This window comes from Ruegeria sp. BE3 (genome assembly GCF_056538865.1).
On the sequence record NZ_JBQFTW010000001.1, the window covers coordinates 1,298,854 to 1,312,846 of the forward strand.

15 protein-coding genes are annotated in these 13,993 nt (G+C 59.6%); 10 read left to right on the forward strand and 5 right to left on the reverse strand.

What is annotated here, in order from left to right; genetic code table 11:
• The first annotated feature begins 33 nt into the window (after positions 1-33).
• The gene (locus ACR0AZ_RS06435) at positions 34-534 is read left to right on the forward strand and encodes a flavin reductase family protein (protein WP_480470059.1); all 501 of its coding nucleotides are present in this window, start codon (positions 34-36) and stop codon (positions 532-534) included.
• Here the strand turns inward: ACR0AZ_RS06435 and ACR0AZ_RS06440 are convergent.
• From ACR0AZ_RS06440 to ACR0AZ_RS06455, 4 genes are read right to left on the reverse strand one after another with little or no spacing between them, the layout of a single operon-like run.
• On the reverse strand, positions 531-1,010 hold the full coding sequence (locus tag ACR0AZ_RS06440) for a DUF6505 family protein (RefSeq protein WP_480470060.1): 480 nt from the start codon (positions 1,008-1,010) through the stop codon (positions 531-533). The genes ACR0AZ_RS06435 and ACR0AZ_RS06440 overlap by 4 nt on opposite strands.
• A complete protein-coding gene (locus tag ACR0AZ_RS06445) occupies positions 1,007-1,705 on the reverse strand; it encodes a biotin/lipoate--protein ligase family protein (protein WP_480657952.1) in 699 nt (232 codons plus the stop codon). Before ACR0AZ_RS06445 ends, ACR0AZ_RS06440 begins: the two co-directional genes overlap by 4 nt.
• The gene (locus ACR0AZ_RS06450) at positions 1,702-2,763 is read right to left on the reverse strand and encodes an Mrp/NBP35 family ATP-binding protein (protein ID WP_480667042.1); all 1,062 of its coding nucleotides are present in this window, start codon (positions 2,761-2,763) and stop codon (positions 1,702-1,704) included. Before ACR0AZ_RS06450 ends, ACR0AZ_RS06445 begins: the two co-directional genes overlap by 4 nt.
• Positions 2,760-2,897 carry a hypothetical protein gene (locus ACR0AZ_RS06455; RefSeq protein ID WP_480470063.1) on the reverse strand — a complete coding sequence of 46 codons (138 nt, stop codon included), beginning with the start codon at positions 2,895-2,897 and terminating at the stop codon, positions 2,760-2,762. The genes ACR0AZ_RS06450 and ACR0AZ_RS06455 overlap by 4 nt, the downstream gene beginning before the upstream one ends.
• Between ACR0AZ_RS06455 and ACR0AZ_RS06460 the strand changes: the two genes are divergently transcribed.
• Positions 2,896-3,624, forward strand: coding sequence for a hypothetical protein (locus tag ACR0AZ_RS06460; protein WP_480667043.1), 729 nt, complete (start codon positions 2,896-2,898; stop codon positions 3,622-3,624). The two genes, ACR0AZ_RS06455 and ACR0AZ_RS06460, sit on opposite strands and share 2 nt — an antisense overlap.
• Here the strand turns inward: ACR0AZ_RS06460 and ACR0AZ_RS06465 are convergent.
• The gene (locus ACR0AZ_RS06465) at positions 3,618-5,573 is read right to left on the reverse strand and encodes a 4Fe-4S binding protein (protein WP_480667044.1); all 1,956 of its coding nucleotides are present in this window, start codon (positions 5,571-5,573) and stop codon (positions 3,618-3,620) included. The genes ACR0AZ_RS06460 and ACR0AZ_RS06465 overlap by 7 nt on opposite strands.
• Positions 5,574-5,824: 251 nt before the next feature.
• On the opposite strand from ACR0AZ_RS06465, the gene ACR0AZ_RS06470 reads away from it, so the two are divergent.
• The 8 genes from ACR0AZ_RS06470 (at position 5,825) to ACR0AZ_RS06505 (ending at position 13,980) form a co-directional block, all read left to right on the forward strand.
• A complete protein-coding gene (locus ACR0AZ_RS06470) occupies positions 5,825-6,379 on the forward strand; it encodes a DUF3305 domain-containing protein (protein ID WP_480470066.1) in 555 nt (184 codons plus the stop codon).
• The gene (locus ACR0AZ_RS06475) at positions 6,376-6,963 is read left to right on the forward strand and encodes a DUF3306 domain-containing protein (protein ID WP_480667045.1); all 588 of its coding nucleotides are present in this window, start codon (positions 6,376-6,378) and stop codon (positions 6,961-6,963) included. The genes ACR0AZ_RS06470 and ACR0AZ_RS06475 overlap by 4 nt, the downstream gene beginning before the upstream one ends.
• A 4-nt stretch (positions 6,964-6,967) precedes the next feature.
• Positions 6,968-7,579, forward strand: a complete 612-nt coding sequence (locus ACR0AZ_RS06480; protein WP_480470068.1) for a TorD/DmsD family molecular chaperone — start codon at positions 6,968-6,970, stop codon at positions 7,577-7,579.
• Positions 7,580-7,640: 61 nt separating this feature from the next.
• Complete coding sequence (locus ACR0AZ_RS06485; RefSeq protein WP_480667046.1) at positions 7,641-7,829, forward strand: ubiquinol-cytochrome c reductase iron-sulfur subunit N-terminal domain-containing protein; 189 nt, start codon at positions 7,641-7,643, stop codon at positions 7,827-7,829.
• A gap of 105 nt (positions 7,830-7,934) precedes the next feature.
• Complete coding sequence (locus ACR0AZ_RS06490) at positions 7,935-10,829, forward strand: formate dehydrogenase subunit alpha (RefSeq protein ID WP_480667048.1); 2,895 nt, start codon at positions 7,935-7,937, stop codon at positions 10,827-10,829.
• Between the two features lie 12 nt (positions 10,830-10,841).
• Positions 10,842-11,435, forward strand: a complete 594-nt coding sequence (gene fdh3B, locus ACR0AZ_RS06495) for a formate dehydrogenase FDH3 subunit beta (RefSeq protein WP_037307340.1) — start codon at positions 10,842-10,844, stop codon at positions 11,433-11,435.
• Positions 11,436-11,508: 73 nt separating this feature from the next.
• Entirely contained in the window at positions 11,509-12,717 is a 1,209-nt protein-coding gene (locus ACR0AZ_RS06500; RefSeq protein ID WP_480667050.1) for a formate dehydrogenase subunit gamma, read from the forward strand.
• Positions 12,718-13,980, forward strand: coding sequence for a c-type cytochrome (locus tag ACR0AZ_RS06505; RefSeq protein ID WP_480667052.1), 1,263 nt, complete (start codon positions 12,718-12,720; stop codon positions 13,978-13,980).
• Positions 13,981-13,993 lie beyond the last annotated feature (13 nt).

The window sequence follows — 13,993 nt, forward strand, 5'->3', positions numbered from 1 at the left end:
GCACCTGAGACAGGCCCATTGAACGAGCGCGCGATGACGGAAAAGACATTCATTCCCGGCCCCGAGCAGAGCCTTGCCTTTCGCGAGGCTTTGGGCTGTTTCGGCACCGGCGTCACTGTCGTCACCACCAATACCGCAGAAGGCCCTGCTGCGATCACCGTGAACTCCTTTGCGTCCGTCTCACTGGACCCGCCGCTGGTTTTATGGTGCCTAGATCGGCATTCAAACCGGTACGACGCCTTCAGCACCTGCGAGCACTATGCGATCCATGTGATGGCGCAGGACCAGCACGACCGGGCATTGCAATTCGCACGCAACGGATTCGATTTTTCCCATGCCGATTGGCAGGAAGATGAGGCCGGACGGCCCCGTCTTGCGGAATGTCTGGCTCGATTCGACTGCCGCTTGTCCGCACGTCATGAAGCAGGAGATCACCTGATCCTGGTTGGCCATGTCGAGCAGGTGATGCATCGCCCCGGTCAGGGGCTGATCTTCAAGCGCGGTCAGTTTGGTGGATTCGCAGACTTGATCTAATCGTCCAGCGATCCATGAACTGCCAGGGCTTCAAGCTGCGTCTCTTGCGGCGTGATCACGCGAAACGCCTCGTGCACCCCTGCCCCCGTCAATTCTCGGGCAACGGTCAATAAGGTATTCGGGGCATGATCTTCGCACATCTCAGCCATATGTGAGATTTCGGTCCGCGCCACATCCATCGCCGCCTCAACCGAGGGCGCTCCGTAGAACTGAACAAAATGCTCAGCCAGGTTTTGCGCCACCTGGTCTATTTCGGCCGGTTCGATCTGCGTAACGGCGACAAAGGTAACGCGGCCAAAGGTTTCAAGACCGAGCCAGCCATTCGCGAACGCTTGCCGCGCCTTGCCTTCCAGATCGCCCTCACCCCAGTTTGAGAACTCAAACCCGCCCGAGACGCACCATTCACCTGTACGCGCAGGAGAATGGAACACGTTCATGTCGCTCTCATCGAAATGAATCGCACGGGCCAATTTCATTTTGCAGTCTCCAACAATTCCGTCAGCGGGCGCAAATGCGTGTCATCGCCCTTGCGGATGAGCATCCCAAAGCGTTCATCAGTTCCCAGAAACACACCCTGATCCCCAATCGGCTCACCAACGCCGCGCAACAATCCCAACCATTCGCCATGCAAAGGGGCATTGCCCTCGTCCTGCCAACGGTTGAGCCATGTGAGCATATGGCGCGACCAGCTTTCAACCAGTTGATCCGCCGCGACATCGGCGCACCCTTCGTCATATAGCGCTGTGACATCCGGGGTCTCGCCCGGCGCATCGCTGGTTTGCAGCAGCGCCAGTTCCCAGCCGATCACCAACCAATCGGGCACCTCATCCGGAACCCGGCTTGAGGATTCGACATGAAACTGACCGCATCTCGCGCCGTTCACACAGATCAGCCCGTCCCAGCCCAGATGCACCGCAACCTCGGGCGGGGCGAGTGCGCCGAGCGCGTTCTGGAACCCGACAGCGCACAGCGGCAGCATTGCCATCGCGTCCTGCAATGGGACTTCGGGCGCAAAGACGATGGCAACCCGCAGGCGATCCGCCTGAATGTTATAAACCACCGTCCCCCCGTCACAGCCCAGCGCCGCCATGGCCTGCGCCTGTTCGAACGGGTCCTCACCGGCCTTGGCAGGATGCCCGCTGAGCAGAGGTGGAAAGACCGGCTGAGTCATGCGTTCCCCTTGGCGATCATATCTCGTGCGATCTTGCGGAACGACTCAGCCTGTGGGCTATCGGGTTTGCTGACTACGATGGGCGCACCACCATCCGCCGCGACGCGGATATCCAGATGCAGCGGGATTTCCCCCAGCAGCGGCACGCCCAGCGCCTCGGCCTCGGAAGCCACGCCGCCATGACCGAAGACATGCTCTTCGTGCCCGCAATTGGAACAAATATGCGTCGACATATTCTCGATCATTCCAACAATCGGCGTTTTGAGCTGGTTGAACATGTCGATCCCCTTGCGGGCGTCGATCAGGGCAACGTCCTGCGGGGTTGAGACGACAATCGCCCCATCCACCTGAAATTTCTGGCTGAGCGTCAGTTGCACGTCGCCGGTACCGGGCGGTAGATCGACGATCAGAACATCCAGCGCACCCCACTGCACCTGGCTCATCATCTGTTGCAGAGCACCCATCAGCATCGGACCCCGCCAGACAACCGCCTGCCCTTCGTTGGTCATGAGCCCCATCGACATCATGGTCACACCGTGATTGCGCAGCGGCAGGATCGTCTTGCCATCGGGGCTGGCCGGGCGACCCGAAACACCCAGCATCCGAGGCTGGGACGGGCCGTAGACATCCGCATCCAGCAGACCCACACGCCGTCCTTCAGCCGCCAAAGCACAGGCGAGGTTCGCTGAGACGGTCGACTTGCCGACGCCCCCTTTGCCCGAGGCCACCGCAATAATGCGATCCACGCCCGGTACGGCCTGTGGGCCGGTCTGTGATGGCTTGGGCTTCGGCTTCAAATCCGGCGGAGCCTTGTCTGAATGCGCGGTCAGCATGGCCGAGACCTTGGATACCCCCTCAACCATCTGCGCCGCCTGTTCGGCCGTGGCGCGGACAGGCTCCATCTTCTCGGCTTGTTTCGGGTCAATCTCCAGCACGAACCGCACGGTATCGCCTTCGACATACAGCGCCCGCACGATGCCTGCGCTGACAATATCCTGCCCTGAAACCGGGTCGGTGATCTTTTTCAGGTTCGCCAGAACCGCGTCACGGATGCTCATGCCATCTTTCCTTTGATCTGCCCTGTGCGAAAGGCATTGCGTATCGACAGGTTATAGTCGCCGCTCATTGCATGTGTCTCCGTCTCTTTCTGTTTATTTGACGCATCGGGTTTGTCGCCGTTAGGTTTGGCCATGCGCTTTGTCCTGTTGTGCCTCAGCCTGACGCTCACCGCCACCCCCTCTTGGTCGCAAGAGGCGCTTGGCCTTGCCGCCCCGGACGAGGTGTCAGACTCGGGTCTTCTGCAACATATTCTTCCACGCTTCTCTCTCAAGACCGGGATACGCGTTGTTGCGGATGAAAGTGGCGTCATGTCACTGGCCTCGTCCCCGCCCGGTGATCCGGTCTTTGCGCGTGACGGGGTAATCTATCACCTGCGCATCGATGACAGCGCTAAACAGGTAAGGTTCCGCGACTGGCTGCAATCCGACATCGGTAAACGCACGGTCGAAGGTTTTGCCCCCACTTATGGCACGCCCTTCAACGCAAGTTTCGAAACTGCCACGGTCACCGAAGAGGTCGAAATCGACGGCAACGCGCTGCTGGGCGAAGATCTGTCGATGACCCATTGCGGGCGGTGTCATGTGATCGGCCCGCAGAACCGCATGAACGGTCTGGGCTCCACCCCTTCCTTTGCGGTGCTGCGCGCGATGCCGGACTGGTCCGAGCGGTTTCAGGCTTTCTTTGCTCTGAACCCACACCCCGCCTTCACGCAGATTGAAGGTGTCACCGAGCCCTTCCCGCCCGAACGCCCTTCGCCCATCCACCCGGTCGAGATGAGCCTTGACGATCTTGAGGCAATTCTTGCTTTCGTCGCCGCCCTCCGCGCCGCCGATCTGGGCGCTCCGCTGCAATTTCAGTGATCCTTGCGCTTTGAGAAATAGTCATCCGTGGTGACAACCCGTGGTCTGGCGGCCGACTGGAACGGATTGTCGGTGCTGTGAAACTGCGCATTCACCCGGCAATCGTCGCACATCTGAATCATCCGTGCCTGATCCGAAGTCGCGAACATCGGATGCGTCCCTGACAGCTTCTCCATGATCCGCTCAACCGTCGATTTGACACCAAAGGCAGCGCCGCATTCGACGCATTCGAATGGTTCTTCCTCATTCAGCACCTGCTGCGACAGAGCTTTGTCGCTCAGATCAAGCTGAGGCACCAGCGTGATCGCCTGTTCGGGGCAGATCGTGCGGCAGATCCCGCATTGCAGACAGGCGTCTTGCTGGAAGTTCAGCTGCGGCTTGTCCGGGTTATCGATCAGCGCACCCGAGGGACACAGAGAAACGCAGCTCAGGCACAATGTGCAGGTATCGGTGTTCACCGCAAGCGCGCCATAGGGCGCGCCTTCGGGCAAGGCCAAGGGAGCCTCAGCGTCCGGGTTCAGAGCCTGCGCCGCCAGGCGCGCAATTTGACGGCGATTGCCCAGCGGCAGAACCGGTTCCGTTAAAGGCTGCGGTACCTCTTGTCTGTAAAGCAGATCAGCCAGCGCATCCGGGTCGGCCTCATCGATCAGGCTCAGCACGCCCTGCCCCGCGATGGTCTGCGCCAGCACAAGTTCCCGATCCAGCGCATCGCGTTCGGTTTTGGGGCCCATCAGAATATCGACACGGGCGAAACCATGCGCCAGACCGGCCAGCGTTTCAGCGTGACCAAAACCTGAGACTACGTTCAGCTCCAACGGAATGACATCCGCGGGCAGCCCCCGTCCGAACCGAGCGGCCATGCGGATCATCTCCGCCCCATGCGCATCATGTACCAGCAAGCGTGGCGCAGTGCCGCCCGCGCGCCGGAATGTTCGCGCCAGAATGTGCATCCGCGATAACACGGCTGAAACCGGTGGGTCTTCATAGGTTATGGCAGTCGACGGGCACAGGGCCGAACATTCACCGCACCCGGCGCAAATCATCGGATTAATCGCCACATGATCACCTGCCGGAGTGATTGCTCCGGTCGGGCAGATATCCAAACAGTTCGAACACCCCGTTTGCTCGGCTCGCGAATGGGCACAAAGGGTCTCATCCAGTCTGACATAGAGCGGTTTCTCAAATGTCCCGACCAGTTGCACCGCATCGAAAGCAAGACGAGCCACTGCCGCTGCATCACGGGGATCGGCGCGCAAATAGCCCTCGCGCTTGTCGGGGGCCGTAACCAAAGGCGTTTCACCGGTTAGATCGACGACAATATCGCAGCGCGACTTCGCCCCGTCACGGGGGGCGCTCCAGCTGAAACCTCCCCGCCCGCCAGGCTCCAGTTGCTGCACCTGATCCAGGTGCCAGGTGAACCCACCCAACGCGCCCGTCAGGTTGCGCACCCGTGCCTTGGCGACATCAAACGAGCGGCTAAGGGGTTCGGCATCATCCGTCACAAGAACCGTCATCGCCAATACGCCAGCCAGTTGTTCGGCCAATGGATAGGCAACCTCACCGGGGCCAATAACGCAGCAGGTGCCTTCGCTGATGACATCAACGCTGGATGTGACCGGTTGCGGTACCATCGCCTCAGCGGCCAGTGCAGCCATTTTGGGTGCCGCGTCTGCGCCCTGCTCGGACCATCCGGCCCGGTCGCGCAGATCAACAAAACCAGGCTCTTCGACACCCAGTTCCTCGGCAAGTTCGCTGAAAACCGTACTTTCCTGCCCGCAGGCAATCACCACTTGTTCGCCGCTTTTGAGATATTCGGCCGCCACTGCAAGCTCGCGCGTACAGAGCGCAGTATGCACCCTGCTGCAATTCACCTCACAGGCCGAAGAAATGCCATCTGCATTCAGCGTTTGCGTCCCTTCGCAATCGCACAACACTAGCTTGCTGGCCATATCCCCTCCCGGCTCTGCTTGCTGACCGTCTGCACCTTAGACCTAATCCGCGCCGTGACAATGCGAAGGCCCTGCGAAATTCCAAAAATATGCACTATTTTTCACCATTCATCAGCGCCGCAGTCTACATTTGCGGATAAAGTAATAGTGAATACGACAGATTGAGACCTAACTGGACTTGGCAGGGCGTCACTTTATGTACCATAGTACATGCAGGCGAAGGCAGGGGAGAGCCTTCAGGGGAGGAGCCAGTGGCCAAGGCCGCAAGCCAGATTGAAATGCCGGTTGGCGTCGTTGTGCGCAAAACACCCGGGGTCACACGTTGGGCCCGATGGAACTGGCGCGCGGTCGCCTTACTACCTGGCGCCAGACCAGCCGATTGGCAGGAACTACGCCGTGAAGGTGAAGCCGTCGAATATCATGCTGCAACACTGACATTGACACTGTGGGCCGACGAGACCGAGGCTTACATGGTCAACCTGTCTGATGGGCAGCCGTCGCTGTATCTCGTGTTACGAGATGAGTTGAAGGGCGAAACCCCATTGAATGCCGTGTTGATCACCGCTTCCCCCTACGAAGGTCAGGACTACGCCGATACCGGTGAAGAGATCGTCGAAAAGATTCCCATGACCGAAGGCCTGATCGCATGGCTACGGGATTTCACCCTGCAGCATCACCATGATGAGGTGTTTGTAAAACGCCGCCGCGACAAGAAACGCGTTGATCTTGTCGAAGACGGGAAAGGTGACGCACGCATTCGCCAGGATTCGGATGTCTACCGCGCACCACGCAGGGTGCTGCAATGACCGAGACCCGCGATTTCTGGTCCCGCCGCAAGGCCGCCGTTCAAGCCGAAGCCAAAGCCGACGCTCTGGTGGCAGAAGAACAGATCATCGCAGCACAACAAGCTGAACTGGAAGAAAAGAGCGACGCCGAGATTTTGGCCGAGTTTGATCTTCCCGATCCCGACACGTTGCAAGCAGGTGATGATGTCTCGGGCTTCATGGCCAAGGCCGTCCCAGATCGTCTGCGCCGCCGCGCCTTGCGTCGCCTATGGCGGCTAAACCCGGTGTTGGCCAATGTCGACGGGTTGGTCGACTATGGAGAAGATTATACAGACGCCGCCTGCGTAATCGAGAACCTCCAGACGGCCTATCAGGTTGGCAAGGGCATGCTGGCGCACATCGAAGCGCTCGCTGCCGAGGCAGAGGCAGAGGTTTCCGAAGCAGAACCAGAGGCTGACGCGCCCGAGATGATCGAGTTAGGTGAAGAACTGATCAACACCGTCGAACCTGAACCGGAAGCCCCGCAGATGGCGGAATTGGAAGAGCCGGAGGAGATCGAACTCGCCCCTGCTCCACGCCGCATGAAATTTGAATTCGAAGGATAACTCTATGACCGCAGACAACGCGCAAACCCTGGATATCTCGGCTGAGGATCGTCTGCGCGCGGATTTCTACAATTTTCTCGGTTTGCTACTGGCCGGTCCCCCTGATCAGTTGCTGCTGGATCAGATGGCCGGGCTGGGCGGTGATGACTCGGATCTGGGTCAGGCCATTCAGGCGATGGCACGGGTGGCCAAGGTCACCAAACCTGCCGCGGCAGAGCGCGAATTCAACGCGTTGTTCATTGGCTTAGGTCGGGGAGAACTGTTGCCCTATGCCTCTTTCTATTTGACCGGGTTCCTGAACGAAAAACCGCTGGCCCAGTTGCGCAATGACATGGCAGCGCGTGGGATCACGCGGGCACAGAATGTCTATGAACCCGAAGACAACATCGCCTCGCTGATGGAGATGATGGCGGGCATGATCGTCGGTCGGTTTGGCGCGCCTGCTTCGCTCGACGATCAAAAGGCGTTCTGGAACAAACATATCGGCCCCTGGGCCGCGCATTTCTATTCGGATTTGGAAGGTGCCGAGAACTCGGTCCTCTATGCCTCGGTCGGTACGGCCGGTCGAGTGTTCATGGAGATTGAGCGTGAAGCCTTCCGAATGACGGCAGCGTGAACCGCTGTCATTCGCCAGCGTCCTTCGGGGCGCTAAACTGCAAATGGGAAAGGAGAAGCCCATGAGCAAGACCAAGGAAGAAGGCGCAACCCGCCGCGACTTCCTCAAACTAGCCGGAACCGCAGCACCCGCTGCTGTCGCCGCCGCCAGCCTGACCGGACAAGCCGAAGCAGCCGAGCTGCCGACGGACGAAACCCGGATTCAGGACACCGCGCACACGCGCGCTTACCTCGACAGCGCCCGGTTCTAACCCGGACGAGGTCACACCCGACAGACGGTTGCGATTGGCCCTGACGTCGGTTTTGCGAAGTACCAAGCCAGCCGTGGCTTACACGGCGCGCAAGGGAGGAAAGAAATGCTTAGGAAAAAGACCAACGGGGTTGCGAGACGCCCCCAGCGGACAAGTATCCTGTCCCAGGTCGGCGAGAAAACCGTCGATCGCCGCGCATTTTTGCGTGGCTCGGGCCTGACGATCGGCGGCCTTGCCGCGATCAGCGCCACGGGTGGAACCGTGACGCCAGCCAGTGCCCAGACGGCGGCAAACACCGCCGTTGAGAATATCAAATCCGTATGCACTCACTGCTCGGTCGGCTGTACAGTCGTTGCCGAAGTTCAGAACGGTGTCTGGGTCGGGCAGGAACCCGGCTGGGACAGCCCGTTCAATTTGGGAGCACACTGCGCCAAGGGGGCCTCGGTCCGCGAGCACGCCCATGGCGAGCGCCGCCTGAAGTATCCGATGAAAAAGGAAGGCGGCGAGTGGAAGCGCATCAGCTGGGAACAGGCGATCGACGAGATCGGCGACGGCATGATGAGTATCCGCGAAGAGTCCGGTCCAGACAGCGTCTATTGGCTAGGATCGGCCAAGCATAACAACGAACAGGCCTATCTGTTCCGCAAGTTCGCCGCCTATTGGGGCACGAACAACGTGGATCATCAGGCCCGTATCTGCCACTCGACCACTGTTGCGGGCGTTGCGAACACATGGGGTTACGGCGCCATGACCAATTCGTACAATGACATGCACAACAGCCGAGCCATCTTCATCATCGGTGGCAACCCGGCCGAGGCGCACCCCGTCTCACTGCTGCATATCCTGCGTGCGAAAGAGCAGAACAATGCGCCGCTGATCGTCTGCGACCCGCGCTTTACGCGCACCGCGGCCCATGCGGACGAATATGTCCGCTTCCGCCCCGGCACCGACGTCGCGCTGATCTGGGGTATCCTGTGGCACATCTTCGACAACGGCTGGGAAGACAAAGAGTTCATCCGCACCCGTGTCTGGGGTATGGACCAGATCCGTGAAGAGGTTGCCAAGTGGAACCCGGATGAGGTTGAGCGCGTCACCGGCACGCCCGGTTCACAGCTGCGCCGCGTGGCCCGGACGATGGTGAACAACCGCCCCGGCACTGTTGTCTGGTGTATGGGTGGGACGCAACACACCAACGGGAATAACAACACCCGCGCTTACTGCGTGCTTCAGCTTGCACTGGGCAACATGGGCACCTCGGGTGGCGGAACCAATATCTTCCGCGGCCATGACAACGTGCAAGGCGCGACGGACCTTGGTGTTCTGTCCCACACTCTGCCCGGCTACTATGGCCTGTCGAAAGGCGCATGGGGTCACTGGGCGCGCGTTTGGGGTGAAGAGCCCGAATGGCTCGCAGGCCAATTCGCCACGATCAAGGACAAGGAAGGCAAGGACAAACCGCTGCAGAACGAGCGCGGAATCCCGGTTTCTCGCTGGATCGACGGTGTTCTAGAAGACCCGGCCAACATGGATCAGGACAACAACGTCCGAGCCATGGTTCTGTGGGGCCACGCGCCCAACTCGCAGACCCGGATGACGGAAATGAAGACAGCGATGGAGAAGCTGGACATGCTGGTCGTGATTGACCCGTATCCCACCGTTTCTGCCGTTCTGCATGACCGCACCGATGGCGTCTATCTCTTGCCCGCCTGTACGCAGTTTGAAACCCGTGGCTCGGTCACGGCGTCGAACCGCTCGTTGCAGTGGCGCGACAAGGTCGTTGATCCGCTGTTCGAAAGCCTGCCGGACGAGGTCATCATGGCCAAGTTCGCCAATAAGTTTGGCTGGGCGGATCGGTTCTTCCGCAATATCGAGATGGAAGATCCCGAAACCCCGAATGTTGAAAGCATCACGCGTGAGTTCAACAGCGGCCTTTGGACAATTGGCTATACCGGTCAATCGCCGGAACGTCTGAAAAGCCATATGGCCAACCAGCACACGTTCGACAGAACCACGCTACAAGCCATCGGTGGACCAAACGACGGCGAGTATTATGGTCTGCCCTGGCCCTGCTGGGGAACGGCTGAGATGGGTCATACGGGGACACCGAACCTCTATGACATGTCCAAACCGGTGGCCGAAGGCGGCCTGACCTTCCGCGCGCGCTTTGGCGTGGAACGGGATGGTGACAACCTGCTGGCCGAAGGGGTCTATAGCGTTGGATCGGAAATTCAGGATGGTTATCCGGAATTCACGATGCAGATGCTGATGGACCTTGGCTGGGACGGTGACCTGACGGCTGAGGAACGCGCGGCCATCGACGCTGTTGCTGGCGAGAAAACCAACTGGAAGACTGACCTTAGCGGCGGTATCCAGCGGGTTGCAATCGCCCATGGCTGTGCGCCCTTCGGGAACGCCAAAGCCCGCGCGGTTGTCTGGACCTTCCCGGATCCGATCCCACTGCACCGCGAACCGCTTTACACGCCGCGTCGCGATCTGGTGGCGGACTATCCGACCTACGAGGACCGGCATGCATATCGCCTGCCCACCCTTTATGCTTCGATCCAAAAAAACGATTTTTCAAAGGATTACCCGATAATCCTAACGTCAGGTCGTCTGGTCGAATATGAAGGCGGCGGGGATGAGACGCGGTCGAACCCGTGGCTGGCCGAGCTTCAGCAGGACATGTTCGTCGAGATCAATCCGCGCGATGCCAATAACCTTGGTATTCGGGACGGATCGCAGGTCTGGGTCGAAGGTCCCGAGGGCGGCAAGGTCAAGGTGATGGCGATGCTGACCAACAGGGTTGGTGCCGGTGTCGCCTTCATGCCTTTCCACTTTGGCGGCCACTTCCAGGGCGAAGACCAGCGGCACAAATATCCCGCCGGCGCTGACCCCTATGTGCTGGGTGAAAGTACCAACACAGCCCAGACCTATGGCTATGATTCAGTGACCCAGATGCAGGAGTCCAAGTGTACTCTCTGCAAAATCTGGGCAGCGTAAGGAGGACGATTAATGGCTAGAGCAAAGTTTCTCTGCGACGCTGAACGCTGCATCGAGTGCAACGCCTGTGTCACCGCGTGCAAGAACGAGCACGAGGTGCCATGGGGCATCAACCGCCGCAGGGTGGTGACGATCAATGACGGCAACCCGGGCGAACGCTCGATCTCGGTGGCCTGTATGCATTGTTCGGATGCGCCCTGCATGGCGGTGTGCCCGGTCGACTGCTTCTATCAAAACGAAGAAGGCGTCGTCCTGCACTCCAAGGACCTGTGCATTGGCTGCGGCTATTGCTTCTACGCGTGCCCCTTCGGCGCGCCGCAATACCCGCAGGCGGGCAACTTCGGATCGCGCGGCAAGATGGACAAGTGTACCTTCTGTGCCGGTGGCCCCGAGGAAACGCACTCGACCGCAGAGTTCGCCAAATATGGTCGCAACCGGATCGCCGAGGGCAAACTGCCTATCTGCGCCGAGATGTGTTCCACCAAGGCCCTGCTCGCCGGTGACGGCGACGTGGTCTCGGCCATCTACCGTGAGCGCGTTGTTGCACGCGGGTTTGGCTCGGGCGCATGGGGTTGGGGCACTGCCTACGACCAGAAAGACGGCTGATCCCGTCTGCTAAAGCAAAACGGATGACCCGCATCTGCGGGTCATCCTGCATTGGATTTTTATTGAGGTTCCGATGTTGCGCTTACTCATCGCATTCCTGCTGTCGCTGACACTGACCCAAGTTGCGGTCGCCCAAACCAATGAGGATTCTGCCTCTGCAGAGACGGCCGACCGGTCCACGACTGGCGGCGCAACCACGCTTGAGGATATTCTGGCCCGTCAACGCGGCGAGAAGGTCGACAACAGCTACCGGTCGGAAAACACCGGACAGGGCAATGTGGAAGGCTTGCTGGGGCAGTTCGGCACCCGCGGCGTGGCCTCTGACAGCGACGTCTACCGCGCCCTGCGCTACGGATCTGCGGATGTCACCGTTTCATCTCAGGGTCCTGCGGACAGCGTACTGATTCAAGACGGGGGGATGTGGTGGTTGAATTTCCGCACCGGCCCATTGCGTGAATACGGAACCTACATTCTGGGCGGAATGCTCGCGATCATTGTTTTGTTCTTCCTGATCCGAGGAAAAATCCGCATTGACGGAGAAAAAACCGGTCGCACGGTCCTTCGCTTCAACAGCTTCGAACGGTTCGGTCACTGGCTGTTTGCAGGGTCGTTCCTTGTGCTCGGGATCACTGGCCTGCTGACGCTATATGGCCGCGATTTCCTGATCCCGATCTTCGGCAAGGAAGGATTCGCCACCATCGCGCAGGGGTGCAAGTGGCTGCACAACAACCTCGCCTGGGCTTTCATGTTGGGTCTGATCATCGTCACCGTGAACTGGATCGCCCATAACATCCCCAACAAGACCGATCTGAAATGGCTGGCCGCTGGCGGTGGACTGTTCACCAAAGGAAGCCATCCACCCGCCAAGAAATTCAACGCAGGTCAAAAGGTTATCTTCTGGGCCTGCATCCTGTTGGGCGCCTCGATCAGCCTGTCTGGCCTGTCACTGCTGTTCCCGTTTGAACTGCCGATGTTCGCCAAGACATTCCAGATCGCCAATTCGACCGGTATTCCGCAGATGCTGGGCTTGAACTTACCCGTGCAGATGTCACCGCAGGAAGAGATGCAATATGCCCAAGTCTGGCACGTAATGATTGCCTATGTCTTCATCGCGATCATCATCGCTCATATTTACCTCGGCTCGGTTGGCATGGAGGGCGCATTCGACGCCATGGGAACCGGCGAAGTCGAAGAGCAATGGGCGCGCGAGCATCATTCGCTGTGGCTGGAAGAGGTGCAGGAAAAAGAGGCCAGCAAGGCAGCGGCCTCACCCGCAGAATAGATGCGCTGGCTGGTTCTTGCGATTGCACTGGTCCCCCTGCCCGCCTGGTCCGAGTTTTTCACGCTCAAGGGTCACGGCGGGCCGATCATGGGGATCGCGACTGCGCCGGACGGGCGCATCGCAACGGCCAGTTTCGACAATTCGGTCGGTCTGTGGACCGGGCAGACCCCAGAATGGCTGGAGGGGCACGAGGCGGCGGTCAATTCCGTCGCGTTCAACGGCACCGCGATCTATTCCGCCGGGGATGACTTCACATTGCGCCGCTGGCCCGGAGGTGACGTGGTTGGTCGGCACAAGGGCAAAATCGTAGGCATCGCGGCATCAAAAACCCACGTTGCTACCGCCAGTTGGGACGGCACCATCGGGCTGTGGCCCGTTGACGGGTCAGAACCGACTATGCTTGGACCAATTGGCAGCGGCGTGAATGCCGTTGTCTTTACTTCGGACGGGTCGCAGCTCTATTCGGCAGGCGTCGATGGTGCCCTTCGTATCTGGGATGTCGCCAGTGGTCAGGAAACGGACCGATTGATCGAGCATGGCTTTGGCATCAACGAATTGGTCCTGAACACGCAAGACGGCTGGATCGCCTATGGTGCCGTTGATGGCGTGACCCGCATTCTGAACCTGACCACAGGGGAAGAGCGAGACTTTACCCTCGATCGGCGTCCTATCCTTGCCATGGCGCTGAGCCCCGATCGCAAGCTTTTGGCGGTAGGCGATGGCGAGGGCTACATCATGGTCATCGACACGGCTGACTGGCGCATCGCTCAGGATTTCCGTGCCACACTGCGCGGTCCGGTCTGGGCGCTGGCTTTTTCTGCGGACGGCCGGAACATCCACGCAGGCGGGATTGATGAGGCAATGTACAGCTGGCCCGTTTCAGCGCTGGGCGATCGCGAGCAGATGGCCGCTGCCGAGCCCAGCTTTCTGAAAGACCCCGACGAGATGAGCAACGGTGAACGGCAATTCGCACGCAAATGTTCGATCTGCCACAGCCTGACCCCGAACAGTGAACGGCGCGCAGGCCCCACCTTGCATGACATCTTCGGTCGGCAGGCTGGAACCCTGCCCGATTATTTGTACTCGGACACGCTGCAAGACTCTGATATCATTTGGAATGAAGAGACCATAAATGCTCTTTTCGACGAGGGCCCGGACCATTACATTCCAGGGTCAAAGATGCCGATGCAGCGGATCACGCAAGCTCAGGACCGGATCGATCTGATCGCGTTCCTGCGCCGCGCCACCGCTTCACGGGACTGAGCCGGAGGAAACT

Bases quoted from the DNA above. Each gene is read 5' to 3' on its own strand.
- ACR0AZ_RS06435 (WP_480470059.1), top strand. From the start codon at position 34: ATGACGGAAAAGACATTCATTCCCGGCCCCGAGCAGAGCCTTGCCTTT.
- ACR0AZ_RS06440 (WP_480470060.1), bottom strand. From the start codon at position 1,010: ATGAAATTGGCCCGTGCGATTCATTTCGATGAGAGCGACATGAACGTG.
- ACR0AZ_RS06445 (WP_480657952.1), bottom strand. From the start codon at position 1,705: ATGACTCAGCCGGTCTTTCCACCTCTGCTCAGCGGGCATCCTGCCAAG.
- ACR0AZ_RS06450 (WP_480667042.1), bottom strand. From the start codon at position 2,763: ATGAGCATCCGTGACGCGGTTCTGGCGAACCTGAAAAAGATCACCGAC.
- ACR0AZ_RS06460 (WP_480667043.1), top strand. From the start codon at position 2,896: ATGCGCTTTGTCCTGTTGTGCCTCAGCCTGACGCTCACCGCCACCCCC.
- ACR0AZ_RS06455 (WP_480470063.1), bottom strand. From the start codon at position 2,897: ATGGCCAAACCTAACGGCGACAAACCCGATGCGTCAAATAAACAGAAA.
- ACR0AZ_RS06465 (WP_480667044.1), bottom strand. From the start codon at position 5,573: ATGGCCAGCAAGCTAGTGTTGTGCGATTGCGAAGGGACGCAAACGCTG.
- ACR0AZ_RS06475 (WP_480667045.1), top strand. From the start codon at position 6,376: ATGACCGAGACCCGCGATTTCTGGTCCCGCCGCAAGGCCGCCGTTCAA.
- ACR0AZ_RS06480 (WP_480470068.1), top strand. From the start codon at position 6,968: ATGACCGCAGACAACGCGCAAACCCTGGATATCTCGGCTGAGGATCGT.
- ACR0AZ_RS06485 (WP_480667046.1), top strand. From the start codon at position 7,641: ATGAGCAAGACCAAGGAAGAAGGCGCAACCCGCCGCGACTTCCTCAAA.
- ACR0AZ_RS06490 (WP_480667048.1), top strand. From the start codon at position 7,935: ATGCTTAGGAAAAAGACCAACGGGGTTGCGAGACGCCCCCAGCGGACA.
- fdh3B (WP_037307340.1), top strand. From the start codon at position 10,842: ATGGCTAGAGCAAAGTTTCTCTGCGACGCTGAACGCTGCATCGAGTGC.
- ACR0AZ_RS06500 (WP_480667050.1), top strand. From the start codon at position 11,509: ATGTTGCGCTTACTCATCGCATTCCTGCTGTCGCTGACACTGACCCAA.
- ACR0AZ_RS06505 (WP_480667052.1), top strand. From the start codon at position 12,718: ATGCGCTGGCTGGTTCTTGCGATTGCACTGGTCCCCCTGCCCGCCTGG.